The following is an 18,579-nucleotide window of genomic DNA, read 5'->3' as shown; positions in this document are numbered from 1 at the left end:
TAAAAGAGAAAGTGAGTGAAATTTTATGAATAAGAAAACAAGAAACATTGTAATAGGTTCTGGTGTAGGAATTGCAGTATTGATTGGTATTTTCGGATTAACACAATTCAATCAAGCAAAATTGCACGTTCAGTCAAAAGAAAAAGTAATTGAATTAGGTGATACTGTATCTTTAAGCGCTAAAGAGTTTTTGAAAAAGGATACTCCAAAGAAAGTATTAAAGGAAGTATCTGTAAAAAGCGATTTAAAGACAGATTCAGAGAAATATACTTATGACAAGGAGAAAGAAACAGTTACATCCAAGGACAAGGATTTCTTGGATGTTGGCAAGTATGAAGTGGAATTGTCATTAGATAAAGAAAAAGAAACTGTGAATCTGGAAGTCAAAGATACTTCCCCACCAAAATTCAAGGATTTCAAAGAAGAAATCAAGATTGAACAAAATGCAGAAAATGTAAAATTGGAAGATTATTTCAAAGCAGATGATTTGAGCGAAACTACAATTAAAGTTGAAGATAAGGGGCTGGATGTTTCCAAAGTAGGTTCTTATGAAATCAATGTTATTGCAACCGACAAGTACGATAACAAAGAGGAAAAAGAATCAAAAGTTACAGTTGTTTCTACGGAAGAAGCGAAGGAAAAGATAGAAGAGTTAACAAAACCTGAAAAGGGTGAAACTCCAATGTCTAAGAAAACTAAGGAAACTAAAGAAGTAAAACAACAGGAAGTACAGAAACAACAGGCTTCAACGAATAATACAGGTAATGGTAATTCTGGAAATACTACACAACCAACACAACCATCTACACCTGTAAACAATAATACAGGTAATGGTAATTCTGGAAGCACTACACAACCAATACAACCATCTAAGCCATTGGATGATACAATCCCAGCTGGGGCTTTTAGAACAGAAGCAGAAGCAACAGCATATGGAGAATCAATGATTAGTGGTTGGGATTCTAAATATGATAGATACAGTGTTTTAGGACAAACAACAGAAGCTGGAACTTGGTATTATATTGTTTCTTTATATCAATAATATTCATAAAATTAAACCTCACTTTCTATAGATAAGCACATCAGAAAAATAAATTGATGTGCTTTTTCTTTTAAGAGAAAGGAGTATTTATGAACATCAAGAAAAGGTGCAAAACAGGATTAAAGGTTTTCGCTTCGGTACTAACAATATTTTCTATATTTACTGCTACAGTTCATGCACAGGATAAATATACTTTAAATGTGCAAGTGCCTTATGGATTGACAACAAATAAATCTTATAAATGGGCTACTGGATTTACTCAACCTGTAAATGATGGCTACGATTCAGATGTGTATGCTAAATTTTCAATCAACGGACAAAAAGTATATTGTATTGACCCTTTAAGAGCAGCTATCCATGGTGCTGGTGATTATTCCGCACAGGATTTAGGAACATACACAGGAAGTCCAGAACAAGCTAAAAGATTAGCTTGGATTTCTGCTTTAGGTTATGGATTTAATGGTGATATTTCGGATGAAATGGACTACGCAACACAAATTCGCATTTGGCAAGAAGTAAGACCAGGATTAGTAACACATATTCATCCTGATATTCAAGAAAAAATCAATCAAATTAATGAAAGATTGAGAGTTTATGATACAGCTGTTTCATTTCATAAATCAAATGTTATTCTATATGGATACGGAAAAGAATATGCACAAACTTTAACTGATGTAAATGGAGTTTTTGAAAATTATAAATTAAATGACGTTCAGGGAATTCACTGTGAACAGAATGGTAATACATTAAAAATATGGGCTGAAAATGGTGATTCTGCTAATGGAGGCTTAATGTTTAAACTTTACGGATTCGATAATTCAGGAACTAGTTTAGCTTATGTTTCTCCTACTTCTCAAAATGTAGCAATGCTAAAAGGTAAAGACCCTCGAACAATAAGAGTTCGTACAAAAGTTATCACAGGTTCTATCAAAGTAGAAAAACAGGATAAAGAAACCAAAGAACAGGCACAAGGCTTAGGTTCTTTAGATTCTGCAAGCTATGATGTCATTCGAGATGATACAGGTGAAAATATGGGAACTTTGACATGGGAAGCTGGAAAAGGTTCAAATGAAATTTCAGGACTTTATACAAGACTTCCAGATGGTAAAACCCCTATTACCTATACACTGAAAGAAACAAAAGCACCAACAGGATACCATTTAGGCAATTTTACTGAAGGAACTTTAGATGGAAATATACCTTTTGGATTTGATTCAAATAATGCGGATGAAAATGGAATTGTTCATTTAACAGTTACTGGTGAAGATAGTGTTTCAAAAATTCAATTAAACAAAGTGGATTCAAAAGGAAATCCTGTTAAGGGAGCAACGCTTCAATTATTGGATGGTGAAACAAATAAAAAGGTGAAGTTCAACTATAACGAAACGGATTCTGATGATCAAAAAGTCTGGGTAACAGACGGAAAGCCATTAGAAGTTCGTGGATTAAAAGTAGGACATGAATATATCTTACAGGAAATTCATGCTCCAAATGGTGTTGAACTGGCAAGGGATGTACATTTCACAGTAAAAGGAAATCAAGAAATCCAGATTGTAAAGATGGTGGATGAAAATGAAATGCCATCCATTGGAACAACGGCTTCTATTGATGGTGAAAAAGAAATTGCACCGAAAGGTGAAATAACATTGAAAGATGAAATCTCATATAAGAACTTTAAAAAAGGAACTTATAAAGTCGAAACAACTATCATGGACAAAGAAACTGGTGAAGCGATTGAGGGGTTGAAGCAAACTACAAAGGTGGACATTCAGAAAATAGACGGTGAATTTGTAGTAGAAATGAAAGTAAATTCTGACAAAATCGCTGGAAAGGATTTAGTTGTTTTTGAAAAGGTTTTTGATAAAGATGGAAACCTATATGTAAGCCATGAGGACTTAGAAGATGAAAACCAAACGGTTACAGTGAAACCGCATGATTACAAAATTGGAACAACCGCTTCTATTGATGGCGAAAAAGAAATTGTACCGAAAGGTGAAGTTGAATTAAAGGATGTTGTCGAATACGAGAACTTCCCGCCAGCAACCTATAAGTTTGTAGGAACAATTATAGACAAAATGACAGGTAAGGAAATCGAAGGTTTGACAGTTGAAAAAGAAATTGAATTGACGGAACGCTCTGGTTCTGTAGAAATCACCTTCACAGTGGATTCTGACAAATTGGCTGGGAAAGACTTAGTGGTTTTTGAAAAAGTCTATGACATGGAAGGAAACCTTTTGACAAGTCATGAAGATTTGGAAGATGAAGGACAGACTGTAACTATCAATTTTCCACCTACTACACCACCTGTAGATACGGCAACAAATATGGCTGAAACTTCCATGAAAGCTTTATTGATGAGTTCTGCATTAGTAGGGTTTGGAATGATGATTTATAGATTGACACATGATAGAAAAGAGAGGAAATAAACGTGCATAAATTAAAAACATGGAAAAACAAATTCGTTTATGGTTTCACTTCCCTGTTTGCTGGGGGAACAATGCTTCTTCAGGAAACATTGACTGCCCATGCAGAAAGTTTAGGGGAAAAGGCACAGAATTTGGCAAACACAGCAGAACAACAGGCACTGGGATTGATTGATGTTCTGGGATTGGTGGCAGTCGTTATTTGTGGTGCGATGTACGCCATTGGTAAAAAAGACCTTGCAAAACAAGTCATTGTATATGTGGCGATTGGATATTTTATTTTGAAATATGCGAGTCCGATTTGGAATGCATTCAAAAGCGGTATCTAATCAGAATAAGCACATCAGGAAAAACTGGTGTGCTTTTCTTCTTTTTGCGGAAGAAATGAGGTGAAAAATTGAGAAAAACAAAATGGAAATCATGGGCAATCACATTATCTGTGTTCTGTATTCCGATTCTTTCAACGATTTCTGTCTATGCCAAGGACATAAACGAAGTACCAGACGGAGTTTATGAACAGATGGAAACAAACAATTTTCTGACTAGTACATTACGAGGAATAGGAAATTGGCTGTATGGTCTGATGAAATGGTTTTTGGACATTGCAGAAACAGGATTCAATGATGTTGCAAAATTTGATTTCATGGCAGTGGACAGCGAAGGAAAAACAAATGGTTTATCTTCTCTATTATCTGGTGTCATGACAAACATTCAAACTGTATTGTATTCAATTTTATTTATCTGCTTTGTGATAGTGGTTGTAATTCGTCTTTTCAAACTCGAAAACAATTTAAAGACACTGTACAACGGATTTCTGGTACTGATGGCTGTGGCTATGTTCTCAACATTGTTTTCTCTGATGAATACTGCCAAGAATGACCTGATGTCAATAACTGGTGATGTATTCAATAAGAAGGATTTTCTGACATCCGAAAAGATATTTTTGGATAATACGTATGATTTTGAGCAATCTTTGAAAAAAGATAAGCTGACTACATTAAGTGCGGAGGATGTACCGAAAGAAAAGCTGAAATATCTGAATACGGATGTTCTTTTGGAAAAAGATGGTGAAGGTGGATTGAATCAATTTTACACGATTGAAATGGATGTAGCCGAGGGTAAAAGTAACTGGAATAAAGTTGAAAAAGATTTAGATGGTGGCTTTCTGGGAATGTTTGAAATCAGCTATTATCGCTTTAAACCTAACTGGGTTTATATCAATATGCTTTGTTTTATTACTTTCTTTATCTATTTGTTGGCAGTCTTTAAAATCGGCTATCTGCTGTATAACTGGTTGAGTTTCTATGTATTCGGTCAATTTGCACTGGGAAAAGGATTTATGGATGTATCGCATATCGGTAAAGCATTAAAAGAAGGTGTTTCCACAGCATTAGGATTTGTGGTTCTTTATGCAAGTATGCAATTATTCACCCTGATTTCAACGGGTATAATGAATAGTTTTGAAAAGAATGTATTGGTACAAGGGATTTTAATTCTTTCAGTCGGAATGTCAATTATTACAGGTTCTGGCTTTATCAATGACTTTTTGGGTATTGATGATGGTTCAATGAGCGCTTTGAAAAATATGTTTATGGCTCGTCAGCTTGGAAGAGTGGTAGGCTCAGGCGCAAAATCCGGCGGTCATTTTATCAAAGACAGAGGAAAAACTGCTTATAAAGACGCTAAGTCGACTTATAAAGAATTTAAAGAAAACAGTGCGGACAAACGTGCAAATGAAGAAACAAAAAATAGGCTTGCTTTACCAGCCCCATCTATGGATAAACAAAGTTATGAGTCGGTACAGAATGAAGAACGCTCTGTAAAGGATGATAAACCAAAAACCTTTGATGAATCAAAGTCACAGAATACAGGTAACAGTCAATTTGATAAAGATGAAAGTCAGGAAAAACCAAGATTTGAAAATTCATCAGAGGATAATGAAAAAAGAATTTATGATGAAAGCCATCAGGATGAATCAAATCATTCCTTTGACAACATACAGAATTTGGATGAAAAGAAAAGTTTATCAGACAATGACCAGCAAAATGAAATGAATGATTATCTGGAAGAACAGAAACAGAATCATGAGGAAAACAAAGGATATGAAAATCACAACCAGCACAATCCATCTGAAAAAAATCATCCAAAGACAACGGATGAAAACATTGAATTATATCCATATTTGAAGAAAGACAGAAAGGATAAGAAAGAATGAAAGTGATATTAAAAGAAGAATATTCTCCATTTTTTGGTGGATGTCCAAAGTGTGGATTAAAAATGGAATTACGAGAATATTACTATAGTAACGTAAATACAAATCCCTTCATTACTTGCCCATACTGCGGAACGGAATTAGAAATTGACGAAAAAGAGTATGAAAAGATTTGTGAAAAATTTACAGAGGATTATGAAGAACTCTCTTTTGAGTAGGTAACAATATGCAGAAATGGAAACAATATTATTTAGAACATAAGAAAGAAATGGGATGTGAAGAACAATGAATGTACCAGCATGGATCATCATTGTTTTATACGTTTTCCTGATAATGTTATTTGCAATTTTAGTAGCTTTAGTCGGTCATGTTATTTCGGAAACAAAAATAGAAAGTGAGAAAAAAGAAAATGAGAGTACCTGTTCCAAGTTCAGCAAAGACAAACAATTTTAAAGATAGTGCAGTTCCTTTTCAGGCAATCATGATGGTTATGGTTGTTGTATTACTGGGAGATAAAGTGATTTCAAGTCATGTACACAGTTGGCTATCTCCTGTATTGACTGCTTTATATGTATTGTGTACAGCCTATGCCATCTTACCATCCAGAATCAATCATGGTTCGATTGGGTATATGCGCCTTATATATGCCATGCAATACACAAAAGAAAAGCACGATAAAGAAAGGCTGTGGAATGTGAAATGAGAAACCCTTTAAAACACAAACCAGAGGTCAAAGTTAAAAAGACTAAGGCAAAAGAAAAGCAAGATTACTTATTGGCAGAAAGTGTACGTTCCAGCGGTGTAATTGACATTCAAAATGACATGATACAGACACAGGAAAATAAACTATATGGAGTATTTGAATGTAGTTACATTGAAGCAAACGGACTGGATTATTCAATGGATGAACGAAATGAAAATCGCATGAATGAATTGATTAAGACTTTACAGGGTGATATCAAAATTCAGTTTGTGTCACAGAAAAAGAATAATCTGGATGAAAACATTGATTTTTTTGAGAAACGTGTAAAAGAAGAAAGTAATGAAGGATTAAAAGAACGTATGCTGGAGAGAATCGAAGTGATGAAATTTCATAATCGGATTCGCTATACAACAATGTATTTCTATATTTCAGAAGATTTGATGTCAAACTTTGAAAAATTTGCACCTTCCTTTTTAAGAATTAAAAGAATAAAGGGTGGACAACTGCAAAATTTGATGATGGAACTAAACAATAACATTATGTAAGAAATGAGGTGAAAGTTTGGAATTAAAACCACGTGATTACAGGGTACGACTTGTAAAATCAGGAAAGATGATTGAATGGTTTCAACGATTAAAACCAGAAGAACTGAAAAATGAAAAACGAATTAAAGAAGTGGAAAACAATATTGAATTTTATTTCAATGTGCATGATTTTACACTGGTTCTGATTTTCAGGTGTAAAGATGGATATGTCGCAATCGCAAGATATGATGAAGATTTAAAACCTTTTAAGATGAAACATAGCTTTTATTTCTTATCTCCTCTTACAGTATCAGAAATGAATGATTATGGAACACATATTCACTTTTACGATGATAAACACAATGACTTTTTAAAAATACTTCAATTAAAAGATATAGAAGAAAGTGAACAGGTGATGAATTTTGAAAATTATCAGGCATAAAGATTTTAAAGTGAATAAAAAGAACATGGATTTTCTAAGAAATGTATGTTCTAAATCAGGAATCAGTTTTCATGAAACATACTATATCAACGGTAATAAATACTGCACATGTTTACAGATTTTCGATTTTGATAAATATACTTATACAGGATTTTTCAATGATGTAATTGGCTATCAGGATGTACTGGTTACTATGGATTGCCATTGTTTATCACCAGCTGAATCAAATGATAAAATTGATAAAATGATTGAAAAACATCAGGACAAGCAATATGATGCCAAGCGATTTACTGCCTTTAGACGTGCTTTACAGTCAAAACAGGAATTACAGGAATTTTCAGATTATGTCGATAATCTGAAGGACAGTGTATTTCAGATATCTTTGAGAGTTTATGTATTTGCGGAAGATTTGGAAAAACTACAAAACAAAGTTAATAAGCTGATTGATAAATTGAGTTTTAAAAAAATGAATGGATTCATCCAGACGAACAATCTGGTAGAGGATTATAAAGCGTTGACCAGCTTTTCCAATCCAATAAAAAAGATGGTAGCCAGCAGAACTATATCCCAATTCTTAAATCATTCAGAGATTAACAGAATCGATAAAAATATGGGATTGATAGGTTACACAGACACAGGCTTATACGCTCCTGATATTTTTAAATTTGCTGATAATTACAGCTACAATACCCTTGATATGGCTGGTATGGGTGCTGGTAAATCCGCACTGCGAAAACTCTTTGAAGAAGAACTGCTTAGTTTCGGAAATCACGTTTTATATGTATTTGACATTCACGGAGAATATGAAGAATATGCAAAGAAACTGGGTATTCAAACTATTTCCATTGACGAAAAGAACAATGTAAATCTAATGCAGATTTTTCATGTTTCCAACGAAGAACATATAGACAGGATTTCGGAAAATGATATCAGTACACAGATTGCTTTAGTTTCAGGAAGATTCCAAAGTGCTACAGGAATTGACAAGCCAGAAGTAATAACACATTTAGAATTGTTACTAAAGGATTTCTACAGACCTTTTATCGGACGCTCCATTAAACAAATCAACAATGAAGAATGGTTTCTTCTGGAAGAAGTGCTTGAGGAAGCGAATAGAAAATATAAACAAAATATGTATGAATCAGAAGCCTTACAGGATATCTATAAGTTGCGTTTAGGATTGGAACGCATGATAGATATTTATGGATATCTGTTCAACAGAAAAACAAATGTTGATTTTGACCTTACAAAAAGCATTCGATTTGATGTTTCCTTTCTCCGTTCTAATGATGATAAAAGGGTGAAATCTTCTTATATGTCTCTGCTTTTGAATTACATATCGTATGGTATGTACCTTAATAAAGAAAGAAACGAAAAAGCTATGCAAGCCAGAGGATTAAATGCCTATGATTTGGAACGACCAATCTATACTATGCGTATATTGGTGGATGAAACTATGGAATATGGAGATATCTATTTCTTCGAAACAAATCTTCGATTCCTGAAATTCGCAAGAAAGGCATATGTTGGATTGGGTTATGTATTTCATGATGTGCAAGATTTAGAAAAAGAATTTGGAAGAAATACAGATTCAGGCGGTAATAAATTGATTCGTGAAGTATTCAGCCTTTGTACTAATAAATATATTGGCAAGTGTGGTGAGGAAACTTTGAATCGATTACATGAATATATACCAGATATCACTGCACAAGATGTAGCGGTTATTTCACGATTTGAAAAAGGATTGCACGGAGAACGTCAGTTTTTCGCTATTGATAATAAAAAACGAAAAATCAAGTTTACTTCTGAAATCACACGTGCCCAGCGTGAATACTTTAAGGGTGGTGCTTAATGCTAAAGAAAGCATTGATTATCTTGTCCTTACCTTCCCTTGTGTTTATTTGCCTATTGGGGGCAATGGCTGGTGAAAATCAACGAAGGCAAAAGAACTATTGTGATACGTTCAACAAATTTACGTATAATTTGGATTCTGACGGAACACAGGAAGGTAATAAAAAAGCGATCTGGTCTTTCTTTCGTACAGTTGGGTTTTCTCCAGAAGCTACAGCTGGCATTATGGGAAATCTTTATGTAGAAAGTCACTTTGATCCAGCTATCATAGAAGCGGGTCAAGAGTTTAAATTGGGTTCGACAGGTTTTGGAATTGCACAATGGACAACAGCTGGCAGACAACAGGCTTTATTTGATTATGCTAAATCACAAAATAAAAAACGTGAAGACTTGGGAATGCAGTTAGACTTTTTGTATAATCAGGAATTTATGAAATGGAACTGGGGTAATTATTTTTCATCTCTGGATGAATTGAAAGGAAGTAACAGTGTTGCCAATGTGACAAAGGCTGTCATGCTGGAATACGAAAGACCGAAAGACCAATCCCCACAGGCAGTACAGGGGAGAATTTCTCATTCTGAACAGATTTTAAAGGATATGAAATCAGTAAATGTTTCACAGGTTACTATTTCAAGAAAGTTAAATGATGGTCGTGTGATTTGGGTGGGAGATTCTCGCTTTGTAGGCATGGAAAATGCAAAGAAAACAGATAAAGACATTTATATTGCTAAAGAAAGTCAAGGCTATGATTGGTTTACAGATACTGCTATAGCACAGGTCAATGACAAAGTGAAAAAAGGCGATACAATCGTTTTTGGATTAGGTGTCAATGATTTGGATAATGTAGATAAATACGCCGATAAATTAAATGAACTGAAAAAGAATGAATGGAAGCCCTATAAGGTTATCGTTTTATCGGTAAATCCTGTAAATGATGAAAAATCGAGTAATGTGAAGAATGAACAGATTGAAAAGTTCAATGAAACGATATCTAGTAAACTGATTGGTGGTATTGAATATCTAAACACCTATTTACAAATCAAAGATGGCATGGCCAGTGATGATGGTGTGCATTACGATAAGACAACCTATGAAAAGATATATGATATTGTCCGTTCTCGTGGCACCTCTACAGCAAAACACGTAGCCTGTGCCAATTATTCGATTGGTGGAGATTCAAAATTGAATGGAAAACCTAAATTTGATTTAAAGATATGGAAATCTTCAGATAATCCATATTTAGGTTTAGAAGGTCAATGTACTTGGTTTGTCTGGGGTAGATTAAAGGAAGTTTATGGATGGGCGCCTTCGTGGTCGGCTATGGGCTATGATTGGGTGGATAATCTAACTAAACTGAATAAAGACCGATATAAAAAGGCAGATAAACCTGTAAAGGGTTCTATTTTTTCAAGTGACAATAAAAATGGTCATAATCATGTTGGTATTATCGTTGACATTAAGGGCGATACTTTGATAGTGCAGGAAGCGAATTTGAACAATGCTACAGATGACTGGACTTTCGCTATTAAGGAATGTACAAACGGAGAAACAGGAGAAAAAGCAAATGGTGACTGGTGGCAAAGAGAATTAACTTTGTCACAGTTAAAAGAATTTTATGGTGAAGTAACTTTTGCCAATCCTGTATCAAGATAATATGACAGATTTTGAACAAGTACCTTTGTTTGGTCTGGAAAAGTCCAAAGAATCAAAGAAAAAGAAGTTCGAAGATTTATACAGCTTCTTTCATCCATACCATTTATTGGATATGAAAAAAGTAGTTCTGGGAGATTATGTCAGAACTATGGATAGTGTTTTTATATTTTCCGAAATACGTTTGCTCAATAGTCCATCTGGTACACATACTATGGTCTATATAACAGATTACTTTTCCAGAAAAGAAAAGATTGTAAGAATACAAGATTTGATTTTACATGGAAAAACATTGCCAGATATTTTAGTTCAGGGAGATTTGATTTATTGCAGAGGTGATAATGGTTTCCCTGTAACAGTATTTTTTGATAAAACATTTAGATATCGAAAAAGTAAACGTAAAAAATTGTACTGTCATTTTAAAGATGGCACATATGCAGTATTTGATGAAAAAGATTTGATAGCGATTAAAGAAGCGAAGCGTTTAAAACAGGCTTTGCTTCTCGTCTAATGTGAGGGGTGAATATATGTTCAAATCAGAAAGTGAAAAAAAATATATCATACTAAAAGATGGCTACAACAAAAAACTGTTATTGGGTTTATTTTGTTTAATATTAATAGTGGGTGCATTGGCAACAAGTAAAATGTGGTTTCCAGATGATAGACCAATGGCAAGTAACAGTGAAACATATGAATTGTCTTTGAATAACGATACGTTGACTACTGAACAATTTATCATGGATAAAGAAAAGAATTTAGGTGAATTGTCATTGGAAGAAACCTTTTTAAATTATCAAAAGAAATATGAAACTTCTTTTGAGGTATTGGATGATAAAGGAAATGAACTCCCTTTTGAACTGATACGCGAAAAAATATTCATGACAAAAGATACAATCACAACAAAGAGAAAATCCATTCTACAAATTGGACTTCCTGAAAATGTTTATTATGTCACTGTAAAAGTATCGCAAAAAGATTTAGAAACACAGGAAATGAAATTTGATTATCGACTGTTTAAAAATGATACTTTATCTGAAAAAGGTGAAAATTATCTGATTGAACAACAGTCTGAGGAATTAAAAGAAAAAGCAAAGAAAAAGGATAATGATTCATCAGATGAAAAGAAAGATGAAAAACAGGAAGAAAAGAAGTCTGATGAATCGAAAGAGAATGAATGATGAAAAAGAAGAAACGTATTCATTATCACAGAACAGTAATGATAAATTCTTCTGATATTGTGTACTGGTTTATAAATGGATTCAGTATTTTTTCTGCCTTTATATTTTCAAAAATTATGAAAAAGAACTTTTCAGATTATATGACCAGAAAAAGAATTATCAATGAGGTTAGAAAAACCTGTAGAGATTATTCTGAAAAAGACAATCAGGACAGACAAACTTTGAAATGCTGGACTGCCCAGCTTGAAAATGCGGTTCGTGTTCGTGTGCGATTTAACAAAAAAGCAACGGAAACAGAATACCAGCATTTCAAGGAAACTGTGGAATTACATACGAGTGTAACCACAGTTTTACAAAAAGATAAAGGCTATTTATATTTTGATGTTCTGGTATCTCTGCACCCTAAAAAGGAAGTACAGGCTACCAGAACAACTGTATCTGTAGGTACTGGTTTTGATGGTCTGACGTTCTGGGATTGGGTGCAATATCCGCATTGTCTGATTGTTGCAGAAACAGGACAAGGAAAATCGGTATTTGTGCGATATGTTTTAAATGGACTGTTTACTTCCAATACGGATGTATGGCTCGTAGATGGAAAAATGGTAGATTACTACAGCTACAGAGATTTGTTCACAAGGTATATATCCAATGAAGTATCAAATATCGAACAGGTGATAGATTTTGTTCATGCGTTTCGTCTGGAAATGCTGGAAAGACAGCGAGAGTTAAAATCAATGGGGCTGACAAATTTTGTTGATGATGAATCTATGAACAGCAAAATCCTTGTACTGGAAGAATACATTGTGCTTCTGGATTGCATGACAAAAAAGCAACGTGAGGTATTTGAAGAAGATATCAGAGCAATACTATTATTAGGTCGTGCTATGGGGTATGACCTCTTGGTAACTATGCAACGTGGCGATACCGCCTATATAAAGGGGGCTATGAGAGATAACTTTATGTGCAGAGTTTTATTAGGTTCTTTCAGTGATACATCCAGCAGAATGATGTTTGATGAACCATTGAAATCACTGGAAGTCGGCAAGGCTTGGATTGGTCAAGGTGACAGAATTGAAGTGAACGCTATTCCCTATTATGCCACCCTGCAAGTCCTGAAAAACGACTAGAAACGCAGAGCGTTTTGTATGTCGTTTTTTAGGATAGCAACCTTCAGGTTGCTTTGGATTTTCCCAAGGGTGGATAAAAAAAGAAAAGGGGGTATCATAGATACCCATTGTTGTAATCTTCAAATGCGTTTTCAACGTCCGTTCCAAAGTACCAAACAGAAATATCATCAAATGTTTTATTGTTAAATCCATAAGTTCTTGTAGCAAACTGCCAAACTTTTTCATCGATTTTTTCCTGTTCCACCATGTCTTTCAAAAATTCTTCTTTTTCGTCAAATGTCATTTTAAATATCCTCACTTTCTTTTGACAGCTACGGAATGGCACAGGCGAATGAAGAAATGCAAAAGGAAATTGAAAAATATTTTAACAAAATTATTGAAAGGAATTTTTTAAAAAATTTTCGAGAAAACTTTTGTATTTATGAGTGGCTGTGCTATGAACATAGCCAAAAGAAGCAGAGGATATATGACATAAAAAAAAAGAAGAATAGGATGGTGTATTCAGGAAAAATGAAAAAGGCTGCAGTGGATCAAAAAGACTGGTATGGCAAAAACTATGATATGTAATGGGCTTTGATGAATGGTGATCGTTTAAATAAATACAATTACGGATTTATGATGCTTCCCTTTTCTTTCTTTGTGGGTGGGATATGGAAAATACACCATCTCTTTTTGGCTAAATACGTTTATAAGCCTTTTAAAAGCGTTCTAAGCGCTTTTAATGATTATATGTATATGAGTTCATTTTTTCTTATTTTGTTGAATACAGATGCATTCTGACGTTCATACGGGATTCTATGAATGGTTTTTTCATAGAGAAATGAATAAATGACACATTGACTATTCTTTGTTGTTATTTCTCACGAGATGAAACGACAGAATGATTTGTGATTGATTGTACGAAAATGAGGAATATAAAAGTTTCTAAACCAGAAACAAAAAGTAGTTCGGATGGGGCTGTGCGTGATGTGCTTGTATATCGAAGCACAGCCCCACCGACACCCGCTTGCGGGTGTCGTGCGTATATTTCCCTTGTTATATATACGCACACATTAGAACCAAACTTAAGAACACTAAAGTATTTTGGAGGTGAAATTGAGTTGGGAAATTACAATAAAAAAATAGTAAAATGTGGTAATTTGATTCAGATTTATACTTTTGAAAATGCAGTTCCCCATGGATTTTCCAAGGTGCGGATTGGAGAGTTAGGAAGTGATGATTGTGAATATATTGTTGAGGGTGAATTGTATGATAAATTAACAGAAGAAGAAAAACAAAGAAAAGCGGAAAAAAGAGAAGCTCGTCTGCAAAGTAAAGTTAAATCAAATGAACCTTATCAAAGAGCGCCGCAAACAATTTCAAGATGTAAACGTGAATTGAAAAGACTGATATGGTCAAATATCTGTCAATATGACACAGAAGATAAATTCATTACTTTGACCTTTCGTGATATCGATAGGAAACCACCGACACGAGAACAGGTGATTTATAAATTTAAACAATTCAAAAAACAGTATAAGCGAAAAAAAGGAAAATCTTTTGAACATATCGCTGTATTGGAAAGAGGTACACAATTTACAAAACGTTGGCATATACACTTAATCGCTTATGGTATGCCCTATATCCCAAAAAGAGAATTACAGGACATTTGGGGTAATGGCATAGTAGATATAGAGAAAGTAAAAACCTATGATGAAACGATAAACTACTTGCTAAAGTATGTGGAAAAGACCTTGGAAGAAGAATACATCACGAAAGGTACAAAGTTTTATATGTCATCAAAAGGATTAAAAAGACCAGAAATCATCTTTATATCAGATGAACAATTAGAAGATATATTACTATTTGATGATTTGGGAGAATGTCGGTGCAATTTTGAAGGTGCGAACGAATATATCGGTCGCTTCTGGTTCAATGAATATATCAATTATGATAATATCAATGCTCATTTAGATAAACTGTGGGATATGCAACCAACAGTAGAATTGCAAAGCAAATTTAAACGTAAACCAGTTGATTGGTTTGAGTAGAAGGAGAAAAAGAAAATGAAAAATAAATATTATGTACAGACAGTATTATATGAATTAGCACATGGGTACTATTTCGAGGTATCAGAACAACAGGTTATTAAAACGGAAACAAATGATTTGCAACAAGCATTAAAAAATTCAAAATCGAATCTGAAAAATTTAGAAATCGATTAGTTGCGATATCTCTATGCGAAAGAAATGAATCAGAGGATGTTGAAATAAAAGTATTCAGTACACTGGATGATAAAATTTCAATCATGATTGATGGTTACTAGGAAATAAAGGATTAAAATGTTATGATTTGATTAACATCATTTCATAACATTTTTTGTAGGTATGGAACTTCTAAAAATAGAAGTATGAGTAGTGAAAAATTATTGGTGATATATAATAGAGAGTCAACACAGCAACAGGCACAAGATGGTTATAATCTGATTGAACAGGAAAATAAGGCACGTGCTTATATTGAATTTGAAGAATTTAAGAATCCGATAAAAGTTTTAAATGAGGATGGACAAAGTGCAAAGACCTTGAATCGTCCAAAAATGAATGAGTTGATTGATTTAGTGAAATCTAAAAAAGTTGAATATATCATCATTTATTCTTTGGATAGGCTCACAAGGCGCTTGGGTGATTTAGATTACTTATTACGACTGTTTATAGAAAATGACGTGGATTTAATCAGTATCAAAGATAAAATTGATTTGTCCACGGCTATTGGAAGATTTTTTGTGCATATCATAGGTTCAATCGCTGAATGGGAAGAAGACACAATTTCAGAACGTACAATCAATGGAATGATTGGTGGTGCAAAATTAGGAAATTATATATTTGGTGGTACTCCTCCATTCGGTTATAAAAGAATTTCAAAATATGAAGAAAAAGAAATTCATGGAAATGTACGAGAAGTAAAGAAAAGCGGAATTGAGCCAGATGAAATCACTTTCCCTTTGGTTCGTAAAATTTTTGATTGGGCTATTCAAGGATATTCTGCTTTAAAGATTAGAAATACTATTAGAAAAGATAAAGACTTTGTGGAAGCAAAAATAACAATCTCCGAGGATGCCATAAAACGAATTATAAAGAATCCTATTTATCATGGAGAAATCTTTTTTCGGAATGAATACTTTGAATTGGATTGTGAAACATTGTTGACCAAAGAACAACAGGAATTGGCAATTAAAAATTCATCTTGGCATATGCCAGAACGAGTAAATCAGTATATATTCAAAAGTAAGGTGTATGATTTATCAGGTACTTTGTTAAAGCATACGGCTTCTAATAAAACTTTATCAAATGGTGATATCAGAGTTTATAAGTATTATGAAGATGAAAATAAAAATAGAATCAATGAGCAGATTTTAATTGATTATATTTCAAAACATGGTGTTTTATTAACAGAAAAAGTCACACCAGATATTTTGGCTGCTAAAAAGAAATTGGATAAGCAAACTGAAGAAAAGAAGAAGTTATTTTTCTTATATAGTGCTGAACAAATCACTTTTGAAAATTATATGGAGAAATTAAAAATGATTGAAAAACAATCAAATATTTTAAAATGTAAAATTGAGAAATATAAAAGTGAAGCAGAAAATGTGAGAAAGGGTGATATATTAACTGCAAAATCAAAAGCAGTGTTGATTTCAGAAAATATTTCAAAAATTGTAGTAGATTTGAAATTAAAATCTGTAGTGGATGTACAATATTCTATGACATAAAAACTAATAAAATAGTTGCTTATCCTATAAAACAGGTGTAGAATATAGGTAGCAGATAAATAATTTATTTTATAAGTGTAATTTCAATGTCCGAAGGTTGGTTCGTTAGAATCAGCTATTATGGCACCATCGTTATTATTACGAACTATTTATGAGTAAATATTTATTCTTCATAAATGGTTCGTTTCTTTATATCTATATAATGACCTATATTACAGATTCAGTCAATTTGGGCATTGAAAATTCACGTAAGTCCCTTATTCAGGGAGTGAAACATTCTAAAAGAAATCCTTAGTATAAAGCCGTTGGGCCTCGTGCGGAATGGAATTAGAAAGGGGTTGCTTATGATGGATAAAGCGATAAACCTTTTGAAAGAGATTAGACTTCTGATTCATGCGATTAGACGTTTAATCGAAATCATTTTAGAAATGACAAAATAAAAAGAGTGAACCGCTAAACTCACTCCTTGAACATAATATATCAGATTGATAAGAATTGTGCAAGGATAACCAAAAAGATATTGTCATATGTATGAATCAATCTTTATACCTATAAACATTCTATTTCTTTTAAGAAGAATTAAACGCCTGATTCATGTAATTAGGCGACTGATTGAAATAATCATTGAGATTACAAAATAAAAAAGAGCGAAACGCTAAACTCACTCCTTGAACATAATATATCAGATCGATAAGAATTGTGCAAGGATAATCGCTGATTAACAGGCCAAGTGGTATTGACTGATAATTCTTTACATAAAGTTTTACGTCATCTTCTATTAGCGTTTTCCTTCTTAATTAAATCTTGTAAGAAGAATTTTTTTATGGCAGCTCTTGAAAGTGACTCATTTACCTATGTTACAATAACTAAGAAATGAGGACACGATTATGATAAGAGCCGGGAGTTTGACAGCTATTTTTATCAATGAACTTCATTTCAGCGCTTAAACAGGCGCTTTTCTTTTACTTTTTTTGTCAAATTATTTGATTTTATATATCGTATTTTATTGTATTTTGTGATATAATTTCTATGGTGATGGTATTATGCGCGTGACGACAACGAAATCTAAAAATGATGAATCTTTCTATATCAATCTTGCTTATATCAATGATTCCGGAAAAAGTACTTCCAGAATCTATAAAAAACTGGGTAAGCTCTCCGATTTATCCAAAAAATTAAATACCGATCGTGATGGTGTCATGGCCTGGGCCAAAGAGCAGGCCAGAATCGAAACCGAAAAATATAATAAAGAACATGAATCTATTTCGATTGCTCTCAATCCCAATGTCCCTGTTCAAAAGAACCGGGAAAGCACCTTTAACTGCGGGTATCTGTTTCTGCAGAGTATTTATTACTCTCTTCATATTCAAAACATTTGCAGAAATATTAAAAACCGGCACGATTATCAATTTGACTTGAATGCCATTCTGTCAGATTTGATTTATTCAAGGTTTTTAAATCCTTCAAGTAAATTAAGCTCCTTTCAATACTGTCAGACTCTCCTGGAAAAGCCGAACTATCAACTTCATGATTTATACAGAGCTTTGAGTGTCCTGGCACAGGAATGTGATTATATTCAGGCTGAATTATACCGGAATTCTAATTTTCTTCATCCGAGGAACACACATATTCTGTATTATGACTGCACCAACTATTATTTTGAAATCGAACAGGAACGG

The 18,579-nt window shown here is 33.5% G+C and carries 18 protein-coding genes and 1 pseudogene; 18 read left to right on the top strand and 1 reads right to left on the bottom strand.

The window, feature by feature from the left end; all coding sequences use genetic code 11:
- The first annotated feature begins 25 nt into the window (after window positions 1-25).
- The 13 genes from ACTQX6_RS01790 to ACTQX6_RS01730 all read left to right on the top strand — a co-directional run bounded on the left by ACTQX6_RS01790 (window position 26) and on the right by ACTQX6_RS01730 (window position 13,152).
- Complete coding sequence (locus ACTQX6_RS01790) at window positions 26-1,042, top strand: hypothetical protein (protein WP_441657309.1); 1,017 nt, start codon at window positions 26-28, stop codon at window positions 1,040-1,042.
- 89 nt (window positions 1,043-1,131) lie between these two features.
- Complete coding sequence (locus ACTQX6_RS01785; RefSeq protein WP_441657310.1) at window positions 1,132-3,468, top strand: VaFE repeat-containing surface-anchored protein; 2,337 nt, start codon at window positions 1,132-1,134, stop codon at window positions 3,466-3,468.
- A gap of 2 nt (window positions 3,469-3,470) precedes the next feature.
- On the top strand, window positions 3,471-3,794 hold the full coding sequence (locus ACTQX6_RS01780; protein ID WP_441657311.1) for a TrbC/VirB2 family protein: 324 nt from the start codon (window positions 3,471-3,473) through the stop codon (window positions 3,792-3,794).
- A gap of 68 nt (window positions 3,795-3,862) precedes the next feature.
- Window positions 3,863-5,680, top strand: a complete 1,818-nt coding sequence (locus ACTQX6_RS01775) for a hypothetical protein (protein WP_441657312.1) — start codon at window positions 3,863-3,865, stop codon at window positions 5,678-5,680.
- A complete protein-coding gene (locus ACTQX6_RS01770) occupies window positions 5,677-5,895 on the top strand; it encodes a hypothetical protein (protein ID WP_441657313.1) in 219 nt (72 codons plus the stop codon). Before ACTQX6_RS01775 ends, ACTQX6_RS01770 begins: the two co-directional genes overlap by 4 nt.
- 191 nt (window positions 5,896-6,086) lie before the next feature.
- Window positions 6,087-6,380, top strand: coding sequence for a hypothetical protein (locus tag ACTQX6_RS01765; protein ID WP_441657314.1), 294 nt, complete (start codon window positions 6,087-6,089; stop codon window positions 6,378-6,380).
- On the top strand, window positions 6,377-6,925 hold the full coding sequence (locus ACTQX6_RS01760) for a hypothetical protein (RefSeq protein ID WP_441657315.1): 549 nt from the start codon (window positions 6,377-6,379) through the stop codon (window positions 6,923-6,925). Before ACTQX6_RS01765 ends, ACTQX6_RS01760 begins: the two co-directional genes overlap by 4 nt.
- Window positions 6,926-6,941: 16 nt before the next feature.
- Window positions 6,942-7,346 carry a hypothetical protein gene (locus tag ACTQX6_RS01755; protein WP_441657316.1) on the top strand — a complete coding sequence of 135 codons (405 nt, stop codon included), beginning with the start codon at window positions 6,942-6,944 and terminating at the stop codon, window positions 7,344-7,346.
- Window positions 7,327-9,198 carry a helicase HerA domain-containing protein gene (locus tag ACTQX6_RS01750; protein ID WP_441657317.1) on the top strand — a complete coding sequence of 624 codons (1,872 nt, stop codon included), beginning with the start codon at window positions 7,327-7,329 and terminating at the stop codon, window positions 9,196-9,198. The genes ACTQX6_RS01755 and ACTQX6_RS01750 overlap by 20 nt, the downstream gene beginning before the upstream one ends.
- The gene (locus tag ACTQX6_RS01745; RefSeq protein WP_441657318.1) at window positions 9,198-10,850 is read left to right on the top strand and encodes a phage tail tip lysozyme; all 1,653 of its coding nucleotides are present in this window, start codon (window positions 9,198-9,200) and stop codon (window positions 10,848-10,850) included. Before ACTQX6_RS01750 ends, ACTQX6_RS01745 begins: the two co-directional genes overlap by 1 nt.
- Window position 10,851: 1 nt before the next feature.
- A complete protein-coding gene (locus ACTQX6_RS01740) occupies window positions 10,852-11,358 on the top strand; it encodes a hypothetical protein (protein ID WP_441657319.1) in 507 nt (168 codons plus the stop codon).
- 16 nt (window positions 11,359-11,374) lie between these two features.
- Complete coding sequence (locus tag ACTQX6_RS01735; RefSeq protein ID WP_441657320.1) at window positions 11,375-12,025, top strand: hypothetical protein; 651 nt, start codon at window positions 11,375-11,377, stop codon at window positions 12,023-12,025.
- A gap of 116 nt (window positions 12,026-12,141) precedes the next feature.
- Window positions 12,142-13,152 (top strand): FtsK/SpoIIIE domain-containing protein, encoded by a 1,011-nt coding sequence (locus tag ACTQX6_RS01730; protein WP_441657700.1) that lies wholly within the window; start codon window positions 12,142-12,144, stop codon window positions 13,150-13,152.
- Window positions 13,153-13,246: 94 nt separating this feature from the next.
- Here ACTQX6_RS01730 and ACTQX6_RS01725 read toward each other — a convergent pair whose 3' ends face one another.
- Entirely contained in the window at window positions 13,247-13,435 is a 189-nt protein-coding gene (locus ACTQX6_RS01725; RefSeq protein WP_441657322.1) for a hypothetical protein, read from the bottom strand.
- 35 nt (window positions 13,436-13,470) lie between these two features.
- Between ACTQX6_RS01725 and ACTQX6_RS01720 the strand changes: the two genes are divergently transcribed.
- The 5 genes and pseudogenes from ACTQX6_RS01720 to ACTQX6_RS01700 all read left to right on the top strand — a co-directional run.
- On the top strand, window positions 13,471-13,719 hold the full coding sequence (locus tag ACTQX6_RS01720; RefSeq protein WP_441657699.1) for a hypothetical protein: 249 nt from the start codon (window positions 13,471-13,473) through the stop codon (window positions 13,717-13,719).
- Window positions 13,720-14,057: 338 nt separating this feature from the next.
- Window positions 14,058-15,182: a rolling circle replication-associated protein gene (locus ACTQX6_RS01715; protein WP_441657698.1), complete on the top strand. Its 1,125-nt coding sequence runs from the start codon at window positions 14,058-14,060 to the stop codon at window positions 15,180-15,182.
- 15 nt (window positions 15,183-15,197) lie between these two features.
- Window positions 15,198-15,356: a hypothetical protein gene (locus tag ACTQX6_RS01710; RefSeq protein ID WP_441657325.1), complete on the top strand. Its 159-nt coding sequence runs from the start codon at window positions 15,198-15,200 to the stop codon at window positions 15,354-15,356.
- Between the two features lie 185 nt (window positions 15,357-15,541).
- On the top strand, window positions 15,542-16,900 hold the full coding sequence (locus ACTQX6_RS01705; protein WP_441657326.1) for a recombinase family protein: 1,359 nt from the start codon (window positions 15,542-15,544) through the stop codon (window positions 16,898-16,900).
- Between the two features lie 1,043 nt (window positions 16,901-17,943).
- Window positions 17,944-18,579, top strand: a pseudogene (locus ACTQX6_RS01700) (IS1634 family transposase); the annotation flags it as partial.

The organism is Faecalicoccus sp. LCP19S3_E2 (assembly GCF_052121255.1).
Lineage (GTDB): Bacteria > Bacillota_I > Bacilli_A > Erysipelotrichales > Erysipelotrichaceae > Faecalicoccus.
Note: the sequence above shows the minus strand (reverse complement) of the source record. Positions and strands in the feature narration are given on the sequence as shown.